This is a genomic window from Abyssisolibacter sp. ZYX002, from assembly GCF_056892235.1.
Genome location: NZ_JARMXH010000003.1, coordinates 467,347 through 482,756, shown reverse-complemented (window position 1 = coordinate 482,756; position 15,410 = coordinate 467,347). Strand labels below are relative to the sequence as shown.

Genomic DNA, 15,410 nt, shown 5'->3' with positions numbered 1-15,410 from the left:
TCATCACATATTATTTTTGTTTATCTTCAAATTTTTCGTATGCTTCTATTATTCTTTTAACCAGTTGATGTCTCACTACGTCACTTTTTGATAATGTTATAAAATCTATTCCCTCTACACCTTTTAATATCTTCGTTATTTGTTTAAGTCCTGATGTTTTGCCATTTGGTAAATCTATCTGTGTTATATCTCCTGTAATTACTGCTTTTGAGCCAAATCCTAATCTTGTTAAGAACATCTTCATTTGCTCAGATGTTGTATTTTGTGCTTCATCTAATATTACAAACGCCGAATCAAGTGTTCTACCTCTCATATATGCTAGAGGAGCAATCTCTATAGATCCTCTTTCTTTGTGCTTTGCAAAAGCTTCTCCTCCTAAAACATCAAACAGTGCATCGTTTAGTGGTCTTAAATATGGATCAACTTTATCCTGCAAATCACCAGGTAAAAAACCCAATTTTTCTCCTGCTTCTACTGCTGGTCTAGTAAGAATGATTCTACTTACTTCTTTATTCTTAAATGCATTTACTGCCATAGCTACTGCAAGATATGTTTTACCAGTTCCTGCAGGCCCTATGCTAAACACTACATCCTTATTTTTCATAGCTTCTATATATCTTTTTTGCCCTATTGTTTTAGGTTTTATCTGTTTTCCCGAATAAGTGGTACACATGACATCATTTATTAGTTCTTTTACTAAGTCACCATTTCCCTCCTGAACTAGCTGTATAGTATATGCTAATTCTTGATCTGTTAATGTTTTTTTATTTTTAATTATATCAACTAGCTTTGATATTAATATTCCAACAGCATTAACATTTTCTTTGTTCCCTATTATTATTATGTCATTTTCTCTATATGCTATGTCTACATCGAATTCTTTCTCTATCGTTTTTACATTACTATCTAAATCTCCAAAGAGTTCTCTTGAATAATCCTCTTCGCTTATCTTAATCCTTTTCTCTACTACTTCTTTATTCAAATTATAATCCTCCATTCTGACTATTAGGGTACATTGTTATTTTATAATTTTTTTTAAGGTAATGTTCTCCATAACTTCAATGTGTAGTATCGCAGTAATGTACTGTTCATCTATTTTATAAGAAACATTTTGTGACACTACCTTCGAGTTTTTTGGAATGTTACTCATAAGATTCTGAATACCTCTAACCCTAAGAACTTCTTTCAATGCTTCTACATCCTGTTTTATGTTCTTTAAAACTACTTCACAGTATTTATGTGTAATTATTTCTATTGGCAAGCTCATTAGTGCGTTATCTATGAGTTTATTACTCTTAGTTTTTTCTATATAGCAATCAAAAGGAATTTTTCCATTTGATACGCTGATGCTTTTGCTTCCTATTTTTAGTTCCTTAACTGTATAAGTCTTTCCTGTTTCCTCTTTTATCTCTTTGCTTATTGGTTCTTTTATATATTTTGTGTAATTTGTCTTTCCTAATACTTCTCCATTAGCATGAACTAAAAGAGGCTTTTCTAGTCTTTCATCTTCTATCTGTCCTGTAATTAATATCTGTCCTGCTTTAACCACATCTCCTTTTTCGACTAATGCTTTGCCATTTTTAGCTATTATTTTATATATGATTGCATTTTTATTTGCAACTATATTACATGGGCTTTTGTTATCGACTTCATTTTTTACATCTCTTTTCTTTACCTCTATTACTAATTTTGTTCCAACTACTTCTGCTCTTGTATAAGATATATCGTCAATATCTATAATCAATTTATCTTTTATTTGCTTTATATCTATATTTGCTTTTCTTATTCCTGGTCTTATATTGTACTGTTTTAAATGCGATATCACTTTATCGTTTACAATTTTATCTTCTCCTACTACTTCTATTACCCATATAAACGATGTCAAATAAAATATAATTATTAATGATATTAAGCTTCCCACTGCCATCATTTTTCTATGCTTTAATTTAGATATAAAAAAAGGAAATCCCTTTTCTTTGATTATACTTACTTTAAAGCTATTACTTCCTAGTTTTTGTATTAGTCTGTTAAAACCTTTTACACCAACTTTAGCTACTAATGTTGTATAATCTACTCTGTCTATATCCCATAAATATATATTATCATCTATTGAGTTGTTTATAAACCTTTCTAGCATTAATCCTTCAATTTTAATAATAACATATCCTCTAAAATAATTCCATAATCTTATAATAAGCAAATATAACACCTCTTTATTAAATCAAATATTCGATTTCATTTATTACACCAGTTATTATGATTTCTTCACTCACTATTGTCTTTAACAGCATATTATTTCCTAATACTTTTATGATCCCATCCTTGTATTTTACTCTAATTACAGTTTTACTATATTCTAAAATTCCTTTATGATTTTCTATATAAACTTGGATATTCCCTATCATAGTTATCTTTGGAAGGTCCATAACTATGTCTTTCGGTAGTTCTAGCACATCTGAAATGTCACTCTTTATTTTATCTATATTTTTCACGCAAAGCCCTCCTTTATATAAAAATATGTATTTTTTTTATGATGTATTACTACATGGGCAAAATAAAAACGAGAAGATTTTAGCAATCTTCTCGCCTATACTGATTATTTAGATAAACTTTTTGGTTTTCCTAATATCTCAGCCATTATAACGCCTTTTAGTACATCATCTTTGGCAAATGATAGTCCAAAATTATTGTTATCCTTTTTAGATGAAGTATTTTGGGTATAATTTTTTTTCTGAGCTTGAGTCTGTTTGATTGAATAAGGTGTTTCTTTAACTACTGTTGCTATCTCTTCTTGACTATCATAAATAGCTTCTTCCACAGTTCTTTCTTCATCTGTTTTAGTTGATTCTATCTGTTTTACTTCTCCCTTTGCATGATGTATATTAACTCCATTTACTACCTGTAAATTACTACCAGAATTTACTGCATGGTTTGTACCTTTATTTGCTTCTTTAGCTATTTTATTAATTTTACCTGCTATATAGCCAATAAATCCTATTATTAACGACGACGACACCAGAATATCAATAATATTGTCCATAGACATCAAATCCTTCCTAGTATATATTACTATTTGTCTTCTTTATCAACGTTTATTTTGGATATAGATGTTCTCATATCTGTGTCAGCCACTACATTTTTCATGTTATAATAATCCATTACACCTAGATTACCCTTTTCAAATGCTTTGGCTATAGCAAGTGGAATCTGTGCTTCAGACTCTACAACTTTAGCTCTCATTGATTGAACCTCTGCCTTCATTTCTTGCTCTTTAGCAACAGCCATAGCTCTTCTTTCCTCAGCTTTAGCTTGAGCAATCCTCTTATCTGCTTCAGCTTGGTCTGTCTGCAATTTAGCACCTATATTTCTTCCTACATCAACATCAGCTACATCTATAGATAATATCTCAAATGCAGTTCCTGCATCTAGTCCTTTTTCTAAAACTGTTTGTGATATCAAATCTGGATTTTCTAGCACTAGTTTATGGCTTACTGCACTACCAACTGTAGTTACTATACCTTCTCCAACTCTTGCTATGATTGTTTCTTCCCCTGCACCACCGACAAGTCTTTCTATATTTGCTCTTAAAGTTACTCTCGCTTTTACCATAACCTCTATACCATCTTTAGCTACTGCCGATACTTTTGGTGTTTCAATAACCTTTGGATTAACACTTACTCTTACAGCTTCTAATACATTTCTTCCTGCTAAATCTATCGCTGCTGCTCTTTCAAACGGTAATACAATCTCAGCTCTTTGTGCTGCGATAAGTGCATCGACTACAGTATTTACATTACCACCTGCTAAGTAATGTGCTTCCAGCTCGTTCAAATCCAATTTCAATCCAGCTTTTGTGGCTTTAATGAGTGGATTAACTATCCTTGATGGAATAACTCTTCTAAATCTCATCCCAACAAGTGTGAAAAGTCCTATTTTAACTCCTGAAAAATAAGCAGTTATCCATAACCCTACTGGAATAAAGCTAAACAATAAAGTTAAAAATATCACTACAGCAACAACAATAATAATTAAGAAAACTAAACCATCCATACCTTTGCTCCCTCCCAAATTTAACTAAATTTTTGTATTATTGATAATAATAACACCGTTATCAAAATAATGCAAATTTATTTTTTCTTTTTTACTACAATTCTTCTTCCTTCTATCTTTGTTACCTCAACTATTGAGCCTTTTTTTATAAATTGCCCCTCTGACACAGCATCTATTCTACTTTCATCAATTTTTATAGTACCTGCTGGTCTTAGAGATGCCACAACTATACCTTCTTTACCTATCAAGTTAATATCTGCTTTTGAACTAGTATAACTATCATCCTGACTTTTTGTAAGAACTAGCTTATTAAACATTGGGCTTTTTTGACCATACTTGACCATTATAAATATAAACAACCCACTAGTTAAGAATGCAGAAACCAGATATATCACTCCATGCATAACTGATTCTGATGCTAATAATATAGATACAACAATGCTTATTAATCCTCCTACTCCTGGTACTCCAAAGCCTGGTATCACTAACTCTATAAGCAATAAAACAATACCTACAACAAACATAATCACTGCTGCATACCCAGAATTTCCAGCTACTACACCTCCCCAGAAATATAAACCAAAGCATAATATCGCAAGGGTACCTCCAATACCAAATCCAGGTGTGAAAATTTCCGCAATTAAACCTATGAACCCTAATACAATTAATAACATTACGATAAATGGATTTGATAAAATACTCACTATAGTATTTTTAAAGTTATAGTTTGCAACTACTATTTTATTATATTTAACATCTAATTTTTCTAAAATCTCAGAGTAGTCACTTGCTATAGCATCTGAAAGATTAAGTCTTTTTGCATCTTCGTAGTTTAAATTTAATAAATATCCTCTTTTCACTACTCCCTCAATCTCTATATTTTTGTCTGCCATGGCAGCAACTAACTCATCATTTCTATTCCTTAGTTTAGCAGTAGCTTTTAGCATCTCTACCCATAAAGATAGTATTTTGGGGTTGTTAGGTATTGGCTCAGCCGAACCTATAGTTGCCCCTGGAGCCATTGCTACTTTATTAGCTGATATTGCTAGCAATACGCCTGCTGATTCAGCCTTATCATTTACATAAGATATGGTAGGGATATTGATTGATACTATTTCTTTTTTTATTTTTTCTGCATATTCAATATATCCTCCATATGTATCTATCTCAAATATAATAGCACTATAATTCTCTGATAATGCTAATTTGACATTATTCTTAACATATTCATAGGTGGCTTTGTTTATGTCTCCTTTTATTGGTACTACATATACATCACCCTCTGAATCGCTTGCATATACAAATCCTGAACATATTGTAAGTACAAACATCATCACAAATAAACATTTAATAATATTTCTAGATGCTTTCATAAAACACTCCCCTTTCCATAAATAGCCTTTTGATTATTATAATACAAGCAAATATTTTTTACTAGATTTATTTAATGAATTTTATTAAATTATTTTTAATAAATACTATATTTTGTAAATCGGCACTTATATTTTTGTTTATAATATTAGAAAACTAAGTAAAAAAATAAAATCTGAACACTATATATGCTCAGATTTTAGTAACTAACCTAATATTTTTTTTACGTAACTGCTAGCAATACTGGCGTCTGCTTTGCCTTTTATTCTAGGTACAAGTTTGCCCATAACTTTACCCATATCTTTCATGCTAGTAGCATTTACTTCATTTATCACTTCTTTAACAATAGCTTCGACCTCTTCATTAGACAACTGCTCTGGTAGATATTGCATCAGTATATCTATTTCATTGTAAGTATTTTGAACTAAATCATCTCTTGAGCCTTGCTTAAAGCTCTCTATAGCATCTTTTTTTTGTTTAATTTGCTTTGATATAACGTCCAAGATTTGCTCATCATTTAATTCTATACGCTCATCTACCTCTTTTTGCTTAATACCAGCTCTAACCATTGTGATAACATTCTTACGAAGTGTATCTTTTTGCTTCATCGATTGTTTAAGATCTTCTAAAAGCTTTCCTTTAAGAGACATAACTCACCTCTTATCTTCTTTTATTATTCTTTCTCCTAGCTGCTTCTGCTTTCTTTTTACGCTTCACACTTGGCTTTTCGTAATGCTCTCTTTTTCTAAGTTCTGAAAGCACTCCACTTCTAGAACATTGTCTTTTAAATCTTCTAAGAGCATTATCTAGAGTTTCATTTTCCCCTACTTTAATCTCTGCCATCAATTTCTCCCTCCCCTCGTTTACTGCTTTAAATCCTTAGGGACACAGTAAATGAAAATAGGCACTAAATCATTATACCTCAAATTCCATCTAAATGCAAATATGAATTACCCTGGAGGCCAATTTAAATTTCGACCACCTAAAACGTGATAATGCAAGTGATTAACTGTTTGACCGCCTTGCTTGCCACAATTATTTACTACTCTGTAACCATCTCTATCTATATTATATTCTTTAACTATTTTATTAATAGCAAGATGAATGTCTTTAATAATATCTAAGTTCTCATCTATATCATTTAGAGATTCTATATGTTCTTTAGGTATTACTAATACATGTACAGGTGCTTGTGGCTGTATATCCTTAAAAGCTATTACATTTTCATTTTCATATATTTTGTCACAAGGTATATCTCCATTTACTATCTTGCAAAATATGCAATCTGACATATTTTCACCTCCTATATTAAAAAGGGTTTTTGCATATTTAGGGATAATTTCAGTAACCCCTCATTTATATACTATTCTATAATCATAGCGTAAATTCCTTTATAAGAATAAAATTCTACAATTAACTTCAATTTATAAAATTACTTCAGTAGTTTTCCGACTAACACTTCATTTTGTATCCCACTTACATATACATCATGTATCTCGTGAAGTAGCTGTTTTTTGCCACTTGATAAAACCTCTATATAGTTTGTAGTATGCCCTTTTACCAGATCGCTACCAGTACTTTGTTCAAACAATACACTTACTGTCTGATTAATAAATCTCTGTAAGTAGTTATTAGTAAGTTGCTGTGCAATTTCTATTAATATTTTGCTTCTCTTATTTTTTACATCCCCACTGATTTGGTCGTCAAACTTCGAAGCTGGAGTCCCTTTTCTAGGTGAATATTTAAATACATGTATCTTGGAAAACTCTATCTCTTTAACAAAATTGCAAGTCTCTATAAAATCTTCATCTGTCTCAGATGGAAATCCTACTATAATATCTGTAGTTATTGCAGCATTCTCCATATATTTTCTGATCAAAGCTACATTATCTTTGTATTGCTTTGTTGTATACTTTCTATTCATTCGCTTAAGTATTTTGTCACATCCACTTTGTAGTGATAAATGAAAATGATCACATACCTTTGGTAACCTACTAAGCTTAATCATAAATTCTTCATCTATAAGTGTAGGCTCAAGAGAACCTAGTCTAATTCTTTTTAAGCCCTCTATATCATGTATCTGCTCTATTACATCTATCAAGCTACCTTCTTTTAAATCCTTGCCATATGATGCTAAATGTATTCCAGTAAGGACGATTTCTTGAAATCCTTTTTTGCAGAGCTTTTTAACTTCATCTCTTATATTGTCTATTTTCCTACTCCTAATTCTCCCTCTAGCATATGGTATTATACAATAAGAGCAGTACTGGTTACAACCTTCCTGTATTTTTAAATAAGCTCTTGTTTTATCATTAATCGCACCTATAGACAGCTCCTCAAACTCATCAATAGACATAATATCTCCTACGGCATTTATCTTAGTGTTTTCATTTATATACTCCTCACAGAACTCTACTATCTTTTTTCTTTCATTAGTCCCAAGCACTATATCTACATCTTCCATCAGACTCACCTCTTTAGGTGAAACTTGAGAATAACAACCAACAACAGCTATTATAGCATCTTCGTTGTTTTTCTTTGCTTTCCTTATAAACTGTCTAGATTTTCTTTCTCCTAGATTAGTAACTGTACACGTATTTATCACGTATATATCTGCGAATTCTCCAGGTTTTACAACTTCATACCCTGCTTTTACAAAAAGTTCACTCATAGCCTGTGTTTCGTATTGATTTACTTTACACCCTAGCGTAAATGTAGACACAGTCTTTTTTCTGCCATATCTATTATAAAAAGTATCATTATCATTGCTCAAATCAACCTTGTTCATAGTTTCCTCCTAAGAAATAGCTTTCTCTCTTGTTATTAACAGTATAACACTATTTTATTCATAATATAATCTACCATATTATTTGTAATTATTCAACGGTATAATTGTACTTAATGATAATGATTTGAAACTTTAAAAACATGTACGCTAGTTTTTATATTGGATTTCTGTCAACCTCTTCGCTTTATTTGCGTGTAACTCTCATAGAAAAAAACAGCACCCCTATCTAGAATTCTAATAAATTTGTCATCAATCTATGGTAATAACATATGTTATCCGTTATACAATCATACAAAAAAGCAAATAGGTAATCTATAAAATTACCTATTTGTCTGTCTAATTATTATTTAATTATACTATCTATTTTAGCAATCATATCGTTGTTCATCTTCCACTCTAAAGCTTTTAAGTTGCTTGAAAGATGTAACTGTTTAGTAGCTCCTGCAATAACAGGGCCTACTGTTTTTTGAGCTATAAGCCAGTTTAGTGCTATTTCATTAATCGGTTTACCTATTGTTTCTTCAACTTCTCTTGCTTGTTTAAGGTGCTGAGATAATCGTTCTCCTTGAAGCTCTGGATTGTTACTTGCAGCCCCCTTATCAAATATAGTTTTGCCTGCCAATAATCCTTGCATTAGTGGACTGTATGGTAAGAAGAACTGTCCGTTAGATTCAAGGAACCCAAGTAAAGATTCTCTTACTTTGTATTGTAACGGTATATTATGATAAGAAGTTGGGTTGTGCTCAAGTATGTTGTATAGCCCTTGATGAGATACTACTTGAGCAGTTTTCATTCCCTCTTTAATCATCGCTTGAGAATAATTGCTCACACCAATATATCTAATTTTGCCTGATTTTTTTATATCAGCTAATGCTTCAAATGTTTCGTTGATATCTGTATTTGGATCAGGCCAATGAATTTGGTATAAATCTACATAGTCAGTTTGTAAACGTCGTAAACTATCCTCTATTTCTTTAAGTAAACTTTCTTTAGTCAAATTATTCGTTACATTGTTACTATCATCCCAAACAAGGCCACATTTGGTCGCTAAAAATACTTTATTTCGTTTACCTTTAAGCGCTTCACCTACTACAGTTTCGGAGTGACCAAGCCCATAAATTGGCGCGGTATCTACAAAATTAATACCGGCATCAATGGCTTGATGAATCACTTTAATAGCGTCATTTTTAATAAAATTTGGCCAATCGCCTTTACCTGCAAACTGCCAAGTACCAAGACCTAGCACTGATAATTTATCTTCGACTAAATTAAACTTTTTATAATTCATATTTGAACCTCCTATTAAGTAATAATTTAATTTATATATTAAACTTTAATTATTCATTAATAACTATATCTATCCTATTTAAAAAATACTTCTCAAGCTTATCCCATTTATAAGTCTTTAGGTTCAATCATAGATATGTAATATATGCAATTATGTATCTATGTCACTATGTCATGACATGCGTATTTACTCTTATATTTTACCTTTAATAATAATAGGGTTATTTACAGGAAATATTTACTGTAAATTTACTCCTATCTCCACGATAAGCTGCAATAGAGTATTCTATAGGTGTTCCCAAGTGATTTAAACCGATTGAATTAAAAATCTGTAAAGGAAACCCTTTTGGTATACACAGATGTTTACTTTCATATTCTCCAGAGACTGATGCCTCTATTGTCCTCTTCATATGAGTGATTTTTGTTTCACGATTAGTAGATAAGAAATCATAAAGAGAATGTTCTTTTTGGTATACATCATATATTTGATGACAGTACTTACCGTTTAAGTAAGTATCCACTATAACAATCGGTGTATCATCTGCGAACCGTAGTCGTTTTAGCTTTATTACTACATCATGCTCTTGAATATTAAGTGCTTCTGCAACATCTTTAGAAGCATTGAGTATCTTTTTTTCAAGAATAATTGTTTTGGAAGTATATCCTTTTCTAATCATTTGGTCGCGAAAAGGCTCAATACGTGCAACAAATTCCTGTTCAATCTTTGGCTGAGAGATAAAGGTACCTTTACCTTTTACTCGATATAAATGTCCTTCATTCACAAGCTCAATAATTGCTTGCCTAACAGTTGTTCGACTTAACTGTAGTATCTCAGTTAACTCTAATTCCGCGGGTAACATATCTCCCGGCTTAAGGATACCTTGGCTAATATTATTCATTATTAATTTTTTTAGCTGGTAATATAGCGGAACAGGAACATTTTTATCTATCTTAGAAGCAGTAAACATATTAGCTCTCCTATCGTTTTAATGTTAGTTATTATTTTTATACTAGTATTACGATACCATATTATAATAACAATAACAATAATAAAATAAATATGTTAAGAAAAAACTCCCCACGTAAAGTGAGAAGCTCTTAATTATTACTTTTTCAAATCTTCCATTATCTCAAGTATCTTTTCTACGTCTTTTGCTGAGATGTTTTTTTCTTTGAATTTTAATGCTAAATTGATATAATCCATTCCTATTTCTCTAATCTTTTCTTCTGCGGAGTTAGCATCATATAAGTCATTGCCCATAAGGTAGTCTGTGGCTACGTTGAAGTAGTTTGCTATTTTGAGTAGTGCTTCGTAGCTTGGCTTTCGTGCATTTGTCTCATACATTCCTATTATTGATGTACTTACTCCTATATGATTGGCTAATACTGATTGAGTAATATTTCGATCTTTTCTTAATTGTTTGATTCTTTCTGAGATCATGTTACTCCCCCCATAAAATAAATTATCACTATTAGTTTAATTTTATTATAACCAACAGTGATAATTTTTGCAACCACTTTTACATAATCTTGCATTTATTTTGCTTTTTTTTCTATTTCTTTTATCATGTCCTTTATCTTTTCATCTGATACTTTATTACTTTCAAGTTTTTTTATTAATTCTAAATACATTTCATTAGACTCTATTATCTTTGCTGTTTCGAATTTTGGCTGGTAATAATCTTGTCCTGTCAAGTAATCAATTGACACACCTAGATAGTCAGCTATTTTAATCAATACACAATGTCTTGGCTCTCTCTTATTTGTTTCGTACATTCCTATTGATGAAGTACTGATATTAAGCGCATCTGAGAGTTGCTTCTGAGTGAGCTTTCTTTCTAGCCTCTTTTCTTTAAGTCTTTTACCTATCATAGTAATCCCCCATAATTATCACTATTAGTATATATTATTATTATAACCAAAAGTAACAATTTTTTCAAGGCACTTTAAGTGAGAATCAATGTAATATAAAGAAATATACAGTAATTTCAAGAAAACGCAATATAATTCCATAACATGAATAATTTCGACTCTTGAAAAAAATTACTTAAAGTTGTATTATATTAGTAGATGATAGTTTTGAAAGGAGATATATTATGGCTAATCATATCACAATTTTGAGAAAAAAAGCAGGATATAAAAATGTCAAAGAAGCAGCCTCAGCTCTGGATATTAGTTCAAGCATGATCTATCAAATCGAATGTGGTTACAAGAAACCAAGTGCAAGCTTAGGAATGAGAATGTGCCACCTGTTTGGCTGTAAGTTAGAAGATATTTTTTTACCCTACACTATCACCGAGCGTGATAATCCAATCCAAGACCCTCAATAATTTACTACAAAACAATTACCCATACTGGAGGATTTACTATATGAGAGATTCTGTTAGAGATTTATTTGTAAAAAAGATGATTAGACTAGAGGACATTGAAATCGAACTAGATAAGTTATATAAACTTGCAAAAGAAGCAGCTAATTCGAATCATGATGATTTTATGGAACATATAAGAAAAATTAGAGAATACGATACTACTCTGGCTATTCTATATGAAACTGAAGAACTAAAACTGTGTATTGAACGCAAACCATTACTTAAATTGCGTAATGACCTAGTAAAAACAGGATTACATGAATTCATTTAATTTTATTTCCCTAGTTCCCTTTGTTTTATAATCGCAAAAGAGGCAGTCCTTATTGGACGCCTCTTTTGTATTTATACCATTATAAATTTAACTGTCAAGTTCATACATAATGACTGCTATTGTCGCAAGCCCTGCTGTCTCTGTTCTGAGTATTCTATTACCTAGAGTAACTATTGATGCTTGTTTTTCTCTAAGCATATTTATCTCTTCTTCTTCAAAGCCACCTTCTGGACCAATAACTATACCTATGCTCTTTGCATCTACTGTTTTTAGTAGATTTTTTATACTATTTTTCTGCTCACATTCATAAGGCACTATTATCTCATCCAATTTTTCCATATCTTCTAGCAATTCTTTAAATGTAAGAATATTTTTTACGCTAGGTATTATTCCTCTTTTACTCTGTTTTGCTGCCTCGTAAGCTATCTTATTCCATCTATTCACTTTTTTATTTTCTTTTGATATATCTTTTATAACCGATACACACCTTTTAGTTTGAACTGGACATATCTCATTCACTCCTAATTCGACTGCTTTTTGGATTATTAAATCCATCTTTTGTCCTTTAGTAAGTGCTTGATACAGTGTAATTTTGATATTACTTTCTCTTTTAATATCACATTTGGATAGTATTTCACACATAACATCTTTATTGTTGATTGCTTTTATTTCTGCTATATATTCGTTATCGTTACCATCACATAGTGATATTTGATCTCCTATACTCAATCTAAGCACATTTTTTATATGCTTTACATCATCACCTTTTATTGTCACCCTATTGTCTACAAAGCTATCTTCTATAAAAAATCTATTCATGCTTATCTCCATCTAGTTTTGATACTATACATGCCCATTCACCCATGGTTGTTTCTTCTATAATTGTTAATCCGTTATCTTTTAGTGCTTCTTTTACTTCCTGTATTTTATCTAATATTATTCCTGAAGCTATAAATACGCCGTCATCTTCTAGGAACGTAATTATATCTTTTGATATTATCTTTATGATTTCTGCCACTATATTTGCTACTACTACATTGGCTTTACAATCTATCTGTTTTAGCATATCTCCATGCTTTATTTGGACTGCTCCTGTAACACCATTTTTTCTGACATTTTCTCTAGCTACTTTTACACACTCTTCGTCTAGATCAACTCCAACTACGCTCATCGCGCCTAATTTTGCTGCTGCAATAGATAATACACCTGTTCCACAACCTACATCAATCACTGTGTCTAAACTATGCACATGCTTCTCTAACTCTCTTACACACATTATTGTTGTTTCATGAGTTCCGGTTCCAAATGCTGTTCCTGGGTCTATTTCTATTACTATTTCGTCAACTTGTTTTTCGTACTCTTCCCACGAAGGCTTTATCACAATTTTTTCACCTATCTTTTTAGGTTTATAGTACTTCTTCCATGTTTTTGACCAATCTTGATTTTCTATCTCTGTCGTCGTTACTTCTGTAACATGTCCTAATTCTTTATTTTTACAAAACTGAGGTATTTTCTCCACGTTTTCTATTATAAGCTCTATTTTATCTTTTAAATCCTCACTTTCTTCTAAATAACCTTTGACTATTACTCTCTCAAAATCTTGGTCAAGTAGCTTTGTATCTATGTAATCCCATGTCTCGTTTTCGCTATCAATAATATCATTAGGGTCTTCTATTACAAGTCCTCCTACTCCAACCTCATACAATATATTTGATACTATTTCAACGGCCTGTGTAGTTGTTTTTATTTGTATTTCAGTCCACATCATATTTTCACTTCCTTTGATTTTATCTTGACCAGATAATGTTCTTGTTGTTATTATACCCTATATACAGCTAAAAAACCAGCCTTCATATGCTGAAATTTAAAAGCATTATACTTTAACGCTTTCTACATCCGTTATATTAATGACTTGTCATCAATATATCAGACTGTAGTAAAAGTTTAAGTTGGGGGCGTGTTAAAATTGAGTAACAGAGCTTACTTAGAGGTAAGTAAACAACGGAAATTTTAGGACAACGCAGAAATTGGGCTTTTTTCTACAGTTTGAGGGCTGTCGTATTAGACAGCCCCCTCAAAATTACTTATCAAACATATCCTTAACTTTGTCAAAGAAACCTTTCTTTTGCTCGTATACTTTCACTCCTGTTTCTTTGGCAAATTCTCTTAGTATGTCTTTTTGAGTATTGTTTAGATTTTTCGGTACTTCTATGTTCACTTTTACGTACTGATCTCCTCTACCATAGCCTCTAAGACTTTGTATCCCCTTGTTCTTAAGTCTAAACACTGTCCCTGTTTGTGTACCTTCTGGTATCTTGTACTTAACTTTACCATCTAATGTTGGAACTTCTACTTCATCTCCTAGTGTTGCCTGAACGAAAGTTATTGGATACTCACATATTATATCATTACCTTCTCTTTTAAATATCTTGTGCGGTAACACATTGATGTAAATATATAAATCTCCTCTTGGTCCACCTTTTTCTCCTAGTTCTCCTTCTCCTCTGAGAGGTATTACTGAGCCAGTGTCTACACCTGCTGGAATTTTAATTGATATCTTCTTAGTTTTTTTCTGTTTTCCTGTTCCTGAACATGATTGGCATGGGCTCTCTACTTCTTCTCCACTTCCATTACATGCTTCACAGGTTTTTACGTTTACAAACTGACCAAAAGGTGTGTTCTGAGAATATCTAACTTCTCCACTTCCACCACATTTCGAACATGTTTTTTTGCTAGTTCCAGGCTTAGCTCCTGTTCCATTGCACTCTTTACAGTCCTCTGATCTTGTTACTTCTATTTTTTTATCTGTCCCAAATGCTGCTTCTTCAAAAGAAATTGTAACTCTATATTTTAAATCAGCACCTTTTTTTGGACCAGCTCTTCTTCTGCCTTGTGATGAAAATCCTCCACCGAAGAAATCTCCAAATATGTCTCCAAATATATCCCCAAATCCTTCAAAGCCTTGAGCATTAAAACCACCTGCTTGACCATTAACACCTGCATGGCCAAATTGATCGTATCTTTTCTTTTTTTCAGGATTGCTAAGTACTTCATATGCTTCGTTTATCTCTTTGAATTTAACTTCAGCTTCTTTATTGTCTGGGTTTAAATCAGGGTGATATTTTTTAGCTAGTTTTCTAAATGCCTTTTTTATTTCTTGTTCACTAGCCCCTTTTTGCACTCCCAATATCTCGTAATAATCTCTTTTTCCCATTTTATCACCTTTTCATATCTATAATAAGTTATCCAAGACTATTATATGCTAATTTTATTT

Annotated in this window: 19 protein-coding genes; 2 read left to right on the top strand and 17 right to left on the bottom strand. The window is 31.6% G+C overall.

Annotated elements, in window-relative coordinates; all coding sequences use genetic code 11:
- Positions 1–10: 10 nt before the first annotated feature.
- The 14 genes from P3X86_RS12320 to P3X86_RS12255 form a co-directional block, all read right to left on the bottom strand.
- A complete protein-coding gene (locus P3X86_RS12320; RefSeq protein ID WP_483292998.1) occupies positions 11–997 on the bottom strand; it encodes a PhoH family protein in 987 nt (328 codons plus the stop codon).
- Positions 998–1,018: 21 nt separating this feature from the next.
- Positions 1,019–2,200: a sporulation protein YqfD gene (gene yqfD, locus P3X86_RS12315; RefSeq protein WP_483292997.1), complete on the bottom strand. Its 1,182-nt coding sequence runs from the start codon at positions 2,198–2,200 to the stop codon at positions 1,019–1,021.
- A 16-nt stretch (positions 2,201–2,216) separates the two neighbouring features.
- Positions 2,217–2,492: a sporulation protein YqfC gene (gene yqfC, locus P3X86_RS12310; RefSeq protein WP_483292996.1), complete on the bottom strand. Its 276-nt coding sequence runs from the start codon at positions 2,490–2,492 to the stop codon at positions 2,217–2,219.
- A 104-nt stretch (positions 2,493–2,596) separates the two neighbouring features.
- Positions 2,597–3,040, bottom strand: a complete 444-nt coding sequence (locus P3X86_RS12305) for a hypothetical protein (RefSeq protein ID WP_483292995.1) — start codon at positions 3,038–3,040, stop codon at positions 2,597–2,599.
- Between the two features lie 29 nt (positions 3,041–3,069).
- The gene (gene floA, locus P3X86_RS12300; protein ID WP_483292994.1) at positions 3,070–4,050 is read right to left on the bottom strand and encodes a flotillin-like protein FloA; all 981 of its coding nucleotides are present in this window, start codon (positions 4,048–4,050) and stop codon (positions 3,070–3,072) included.
- 77 nt (positions 4,051–4,127) lie between these two features.
- Positions 4,128–5,423 (bottom strand): NfeD family protein, encoded by a 1,296-nt coding sequence (locus P3X86_RS12295; RefSeq protein WP_483292993.1) that lies wholly within the window; start codon positions 5,421–5,423, stop codon positions 4,128–4,130.
- A 204-nt stretch (positions 5,424–5,627) separates the two neighbouring features.
- On the bottom strand, positions 5,628–6,071 hold the full coding sequence (locus tag P3X86_RS12290) for a GatB/YqeY domain-containing protein (protein WP_483292992.1): 444 nt from the start codon (positions 6,069–6,071) through the stop codon (positions 5,628–5,630).
- Between the two features lie 10 nt (positions 6,072–6,081).
- Positions 6,082–6,264, bottom strand: coding sequence for a 30S ribosomal protein S21 (gene rpsU, locus P3X86_RS12285; protein ID WP_483292991.1), 183 nt, complete (start codon positions 6,262–6,264; stop codon positions 6,082–6,084).
- A gap of 107 nt (positions 6,265–6,371) precedes the next feature.
- A complete protein-coding gene (locus P3X86_RS12280) occupies positions 6,372–6,713 on the bottom strand; it encodes a histidine triad nucleotide-binding protein (RefSeq protein ID WP_483292990.1) in 342 nt (113 codons plus the stop codon).
- Between the two features lie 140 nt (positions 6,714–6,853).
- Entirely contained in the window at positions 6,854–8,209 is a 1,356-nt protein-coding gene (mtaB, locus tag P3X86_RS12275; RefSeq protein WP_483292989.1) for a tRNA (N(6)-L-threonylcarbamoyladenosine(37)-C(2))-methylthiotransferase MtaB, read from the bottom strand.
- A gap of 343 nt (positions 8,210–8,552) precedes the next feature.
- Entirely contained in the window at positions 8,553–9,497 is a 945-nt protein-coding gene (locus P3X86_RS12270; protein WP_483292988.1) for an aldo/keto reductase, read from the bottom strand.
- Between the two features lie 220 nt (positions 9,498–9,717).
- Positions 9,718–10,464 (bottom strand): GntR family transcriptional regulator, encoded by a 747-nt coding sequence (locus P3X86_RS12265; RefSeq protein WP_483292987.1) that lies wholly within the window; start codon positions 10,462–10,464, stop codon positions 9,718–9,720.
- A 137-nt stretch (positions 10,465–10,601) separates the two neighbouring features.
- Positions 10,602–10,937 (bottom strand): helix-turn-helix domain-containing protein, encoded by a 336-nt coding sequence (locus P3X86_RS12260; RefSeq protein WP_483292986.1) that lies wholly within the window; start codon positions 10,935–10,937, stop codon positions 10,602–10,604.
- A 95-nt stretch (positions 10,938–11,032) separates the two neighbouring features.
- The gene (locus P3X86_RS12255; protein ID WP_483292985.1) at positions 11,033–11,368 is read right to left on the bottom strand and encodes a helix-turn-helix domain-containing protein; all 336 of its coding nucleotides are present in this window, start codon (positions 11,366–11,368) and stop codon (positions 11,033–11,035) included.
- 224 nt (positions 11,369–11,592) lie between these two features.
- Between P3X86_RS12255 and P3X86_RS12250 the strand changes: the two genes are divergently transcribed.
- On the top strand, positions 11,593–11,826 hold the full coding sequence (locus tag P3X86_RS12250) for a helix-turn-helix transcriptional regulator (protein WP_483292984.1): 234 nt from the start codon (positions 11,593–11,595) through the stop codon (positions 11,824–11,826).
- A gap of 40 nt (positions 11,827–11,866) precedes the next feature.
- Positions 11,867–12,136 (top strand): hypothetical protein, encoded by a 270-nt coding sequence (locus P3X86_RS12245; RefSeq protein ID WP_483292983.1) that lies wholly within the window; start codon positions 11,867–11,869, stop codon positions 12,134–12,136.
- A gap of 87 nt (positions 12,137–12,223) precedes the next feature.
- Here P3X86_RS12245 and P3X86_RS12240 read toward each other — a convergent pair whose 3' ends face one another.
- The 3 genes from P3X86_RS12240 to dnaJ form a co-directional block, all read right to left on the bottom strand.
- Positions 12,224–12,955 carry a 16S rRNA (uracil(1498)-N(3))-methyltransferase gene (locus P3X86_RS12240; protein WP_483292982.1) on the bottom strand — a complete coding sequence of 244 codons (732 nt, stop codon included), beginning with the start codon at positions 12,953–12,955 and terminating at the stop codon, positions 12,224–12,226.
- A complete protein-coding gene (prmA, locus tag P3X86_RS12235; RefSeq protein WP_483292981.1) occupies positions 12,948–13,904 on the bottom strand; it encodes a 50S ribosomal protein L11 methyltransferase in 957 nt (318 codons plus the stop codon). Before prmA ends, P3X86_RS12240 begins: the two co-directional genes overlap by 8 nt.
- Before the next feature lie 312 nt (positions 13,905–14,216).
- Positions 14,217–15,350 (bottom strand): molecular chaperone DnaJ, encoded by a 1,134-nt coding sequence (dnaJ, locus tag P3X86_RS12230; RefSeq protein WP_483292980.1) that lies wholly within the window; start codon positions 15,348–15,350, stop codon positions 14,217–14,219.
- Positions 15,351–15,410 lie beyond the last annotated feature (60 nt).

Coding starts and splice junctions, on each gene's coding strand:
- P3X86_RS12240 (WP_483292982.1), bottom strand. CDS start 12,955: ATGAATAGATTTTTTATAGAAGATAGCTTTGTAGACAATAGGGTGACA.
- P3X86_RS12265 (WP_483292987.1), bottom strand. CDS start 10,464: ATGTTTACTGCTTCTAAGATAGATAAAAATGTTCCTGTTCCGCTATAT.
- P3X86_RS12250 (WP_483292984.1), top strand. CDS start 11,593: ATGGCTAATCATATCACAATTTTGAGAAAAAAAGCAGGATATAAAAAT.
- P3X86_RS12290 (WP_483292992.1), bottom strand. CDS start 6,071: ATGTCTCTTAAAGGAAAGCTTTTAGAAGATCTTAAACAATCGATGAAG.
- P3X86_RS12270 (WP_483292988.1), bottom strand. CDS start 9,497: ATGAATTATAAAAAGTTTAATTTAGTCGAAGATAAATTATCAGTGCTA.
- P3X86_RS12255 (WP_483292985.1), bottom strand. CDS start 11,368: ATGATAGGTAAAAGACTTAAAGAAAAGAGGCTAGAAAGAAAGCTCACT.
- P3X86_RS12320 (WP_483292998.1), bottom strand. CDS start 997: ATGGAGGATTATAATTTGAATAAAGAAGTAGTAGAGAAAAGGATTAAG.
- P3X86_RS12305 (WP_483292995.1), bottom strand. CDS start 3,040: ATGGACAATATTATTGATATTCTGGTGTCGTCGTCGTTAATAATAGGA.
- P3X86_RS12280 (WP_483292990.1), bottom strand. CDS start 6,713: ATGTCAGATTGCATATTTTGCAAGATAGTAAATGGAGATATACCTTGT.
- P3X86_RS12260 (WP_483292986.1), bottom strand. CDS start 10,937: ATGATCTCAGAAAGAATCAAACAATTAAGAAAAGATCGAAATATTACT.
- floA (WP_483292994.1), bottom strand. CDS start 4,050: ATGGATGGTTTAGTTTTCTTAATTATTATTGTTGTTGCTGTAGTGATA.
- P3X86_RS12295 (WP_483292993.1), bottom strand. CDS start 5,423: ATGAAAGCATCTAGAAATATTATTAAATGTTTATTTGTGATGATGTTT.
- P3X86_RS12245 (WP_483292983.1), top strand. CDS start 11,867: ATGAGAGATTCTGTTAGAGATTTATTTGTAAAAAAGATGATTAGACTA.
- rpsU (WP_483292991.1), bottom strand. CDS start 6,264: ATGGCAGAGATTAAAGTAGGGGAAAATGAAACTCTAGATAATGCTCTT.
- mtaB (WP_483292989.1), bottom strand. CDS start 8,209: ATGAACAAGGTTGATTTGAGCAATGATAATGATACTTTTTATAATAGA.
- prmA (WP_483292981.1), bottom strand. CDS start 13,904: ATGATGTGGACTGAAATACAAATAAAAACAACTACACAGGCCGTTGAA.
- dnaJ (WP_483292980.1), bottom strand. CDS start 15,350: ATGGGAAAAAGAGATTATTACGAGATATTGGGAGTGCAAAAAGGGGCT.